4 protein-coding genes and 1 tRNA gene are annotated in these 3,292 nt (G+C 25.7%); all 5 read left to right on the forward strand.

Annotated elements, in window-relative coordinates:
* Window positions 1-325: hypothetical protein (locus tag JFN88_RS26170; protein WP_199019285.1), on the forward strand; the 325-nt coding region annotated here is incomplete at its 5' end.
* 12 nt (window positions 326-337) lie between these two features.
* Window positions 338-715 (forward strand): 30S ribosomal protein S12, encoded by a 378-nt coding sequence (rpsL, locus tag JFN88_RS26175; RefSeq protein WP_199019286.1) that lies wholly within the window; start codon window positions 338-340, stop codon window positions 713-715.
* Window positions 693-1,340, forward strand: a complete 648-nt coding sequence (locus JFN88_RS26180; protein WP_199019287.1) for an uS7 family ribosomal protein — start codon at window positions 693-695, stop codon at window positions 1,338-1,340. Before rpsL ends, JFN88_RS26180 begins: the two co-directional genes overlap by 23 nt.
* A gap of 155 nt (window positions 1,341-1,495) precedes the next feature.
* Window positions 1,496-1,567, forward strand: a tRNA-Cys gene (locus JFN88_RS26185).
* A 60-nt stretch (window positions 1,568-1,627) separates the two neighbouring features.
* On the forward strand, window positions 1,628-3,184 hold the full coding sequence (locus JFN88_RS26190; protein WP_199019288.1) for an NADH-quinone oxidoreductase subunit N: 1,557 nt from the start codon (window positions 1,628-1,630) through the stop codon (window positions 3,182-3,184).
* Window positions 3,185-3,292: the final 108 nt, after the last annotated feature.

Raw genomic sequence — 3,292 nt, forward strand, 5'->3', positions numbered from 1 at the left:
TACATTTATACAAAGAAAACAAAAAATTATCAAATTACATGTTGTATTAAAACAAAAAGAAAAATTAATAGGTAAATTAGTATCTGAAGTTGATCGTAGAAATTTAAAAAAAATGGAATCTACAATTGAATATATTTCTCGAGGATTACAAATAGATCAAAGAAAACAATTTTTAGAAACTTCTAAAGAAAAATTAATACATAATTCTTTGAATTTAGAAATTGCTAAATCCATTAATGCTTTTATTTATTTATATTCACCTCAACGCATTCAATTACCTTTTTTATTGAATATTGATACATTAAAAAAGGTAAATAACATTTAATTTAATCTGAATATGCCATCTAGAAATCAATTAATTCGAAAAAATACTTGTAGAAAAGTTAAAAACCACCGAATAAAAAAACCAGCTTTAGATAGTTGTCCTCAAAAAAGAGGTGTTTGTGTTCGTGTAACAACACGTACACCGAAGAAGCCTAATTCAGCTTTACGAAAAATAGCAAAGGTACGTTTAAGTAATGGAATACAAGTTATAGCTTATATACCGGGAGAAGGCCATAATTTACAAGAACATTCAGTAGTGATGATTCGTGGTGGTCGTGTTAAAGATTTACCTGGTGTAAAATATAAAATTGTCCGTAATGTTTTAGACTTACAAGGCGTAGTTAATAGAAAACAAGCAAGATCAAAATATGGAACACGTAAACCAAAATAAAGAAAAATTAAGAATAAAAAAGCGAAAAAAATATAGTTTAAAAAAAAAATTATATAAAACAGCTAGTATTCAAACAAAAATACAACGAAAACAGGCAAAAAAAGTTGGTCTTCAAAATGTACATCGTACACGTTTGATGATTCAGCGTAAAAATCGACAAGAGTTTTCATCTTATATTATTAAAAAATTTATTAATGTTTTAATGAAAAATGGTGAAAAAGGAAAAGCTTTAAAAATATTTAACGAAACATTATTACATTTAAAAAAACGTGCGGAAGCTCAAATTAAATTAAATCACTCTTTAAATGTGTTTAAAATTTTTTTTATTGCTTTACAAAATGTAAGTCCTGGTTTCGAAGTACGTAAAGTTCGCCGAGCAGGAACATCTTTTACAGTTCCAGCTATGATTTCCGAAAAAAAAGCTATTAATCAAGGTATTCGTTGGCTTGTAGAAGTTTCAACGGCTCGACGTGGCAGTAATCCTACATATTATGAATTTGCTCATTGTTTAGCGGAAGAAATTTATTTAGCTTCATTAAAACAAGGAAAAGCTCGAGAAAAGAGAAAAGAATTACATAATATTGTATTAGCTAATCGTGCATACGTGCGTTATCGTTGGTGGTAATATCAAATTGCTAATAAAAAATATAATAAATTTTTTCTCTTTTTATAACAATAATAACTATTTTTGTGATTCGGTAATTTTTTTAAAGAGAAATATTTCAAATTATATAAATACCAATAGATATGTATGTTTAATATAAACGTTTCACAAAATTTGGTTTAGTAACATAATTGGCAATGTATGAGATTGCAAATCTTAAAAAGACAGTTCGATTCTGTCCTAAACCTATAAATCTTTTTTATAATTTTTATATTTAAAAAGAAAACAAAAATAGACTATTTCAACAGATGTATTTAAATCAGCCTATTTATAATCAAGTATCATTTTCTAGTTTTTTGTTTGAAAATGATTATTTAGCATTAATTCCAGAAATATTTTTAATAAGTGCTGGAATTTTTTTATTAGTTTACGGTTGTATTTTTTCAACATCGTCAACTTATAATTTTCCAATATTGTCAACAAATATTGGATGGTTTGTTATATTGACTTTTATTTATACAATTTTACTAATTTATAATGCTGAAATAAATAATGCAATATTATTATATAATACATTAGTTATTGATGACTTTACACAATTTATAAAAATTTGTTGTTTATTAGCTAGTGCGGTAACAATATTAATATCTTTAGATTACTTAAAAGCTAAATCATTAAATGCATTTGAATCAATGATTTTAATTTTATTAGCAACTGTAGGAATGCTCTTTTTAATTTCAAGTGCAGATTTTATTTCATTATATTTAACTATAGAACTTCAAAGTTTAGCTTTTTATGTTCTTGCTGCATTGAAACGAAATTCAGAATTTTCAACAGAGGCAGGCATTAAATATTTCCTATTAGGAGCTTTTTCTTCTGGATTATTATTATTTGGATGTTCATTAATTTATGGATTTACAGGAACTATATCTTTTTCTGAATGTGCTAAATTATTTGCTGGGACTGCAGGATTATCAGAAAGTATTTCTACTTCTACATTTTCAATTCCTGCTTGTCAATTAGGTATCATTTTTTTATTAACAGGATTCTTATTTAAAATAGCGGCAGCTCCCTTTCATATGTGGTCTCCAGATGTATATGAAGGTGCACCTACTCCAGTAACAACATTTTTTACAGTAACTCCAAAATTAGCATTTTTTGCTGCATTTTTACGATTATTTTTAGAAGGATTCTATGATCTAATAGATACATGGCAAACTGTAATTATTATTTCTAGTAGTATTTCTATGATATTAGGAGCTTTTGCAGCATTAACTCAAAATAAAATTAAGCGATTTTTAGCTTTTAGTAGTATAAGTCACGCAGGTTACTTATTGGTAGGATTCGCTTGTGCTAGCATTGAAGGAGTACAATCTCTTTTATTATATTTAATAGTATATATTGTTATGAATATAGCAGTATTTGCTATTATTTTAAGCGGTACACGTCATACTAAAAATCATACATTAAGTCAAATTAAATATATTACGGATTTAGCTTATTTAGCAAAAACTAATCCTTTAATTGCAATTACATTTACTATTACTATGTTTTCTATGGCAGGTATCCCACCATTTGCAGGGTTTTATAGTAAAGCATTTTTATTTTTTTCAGCTTTAAGTAGTAATTTAGGTCTTCTTGCAATATTAGGTATTTTAACTAGTGTATTAACTTGTTTTTATTATATACGTTTAATCCGTATAATGTATTTTTCTATTCCTAAAACATGGTGTAATAGTGTACGTATTCCGAGAGGAAATGCTTATATATTAGCATTAAGTTTTTATTTCTTAACATTTTTTATATTTTATCCAGCTCCTTTATATTTAGTTGTTCACAAAGCAGCTTTAGCTTTATGTATTTAATATATAAATAAGCAATAAAATAAATTAATTTTTTTATTTTAGTCAATTATATTTTCTAATTGACTAAAATATATAAGTTTTATAAAAGACATTTTCATTTATCTAAAT

The sequence above is a fragment of the Paenibacillus roseus genome (assembly GCF_016424485.1).
Taxonomy (GTDB): domain Bacteria; phylum Bacillota; class Bacilli; order Paenibacillales; family Paenibacillaceae; genus Paenibacillus_D; species Paenibacillus_D roseus.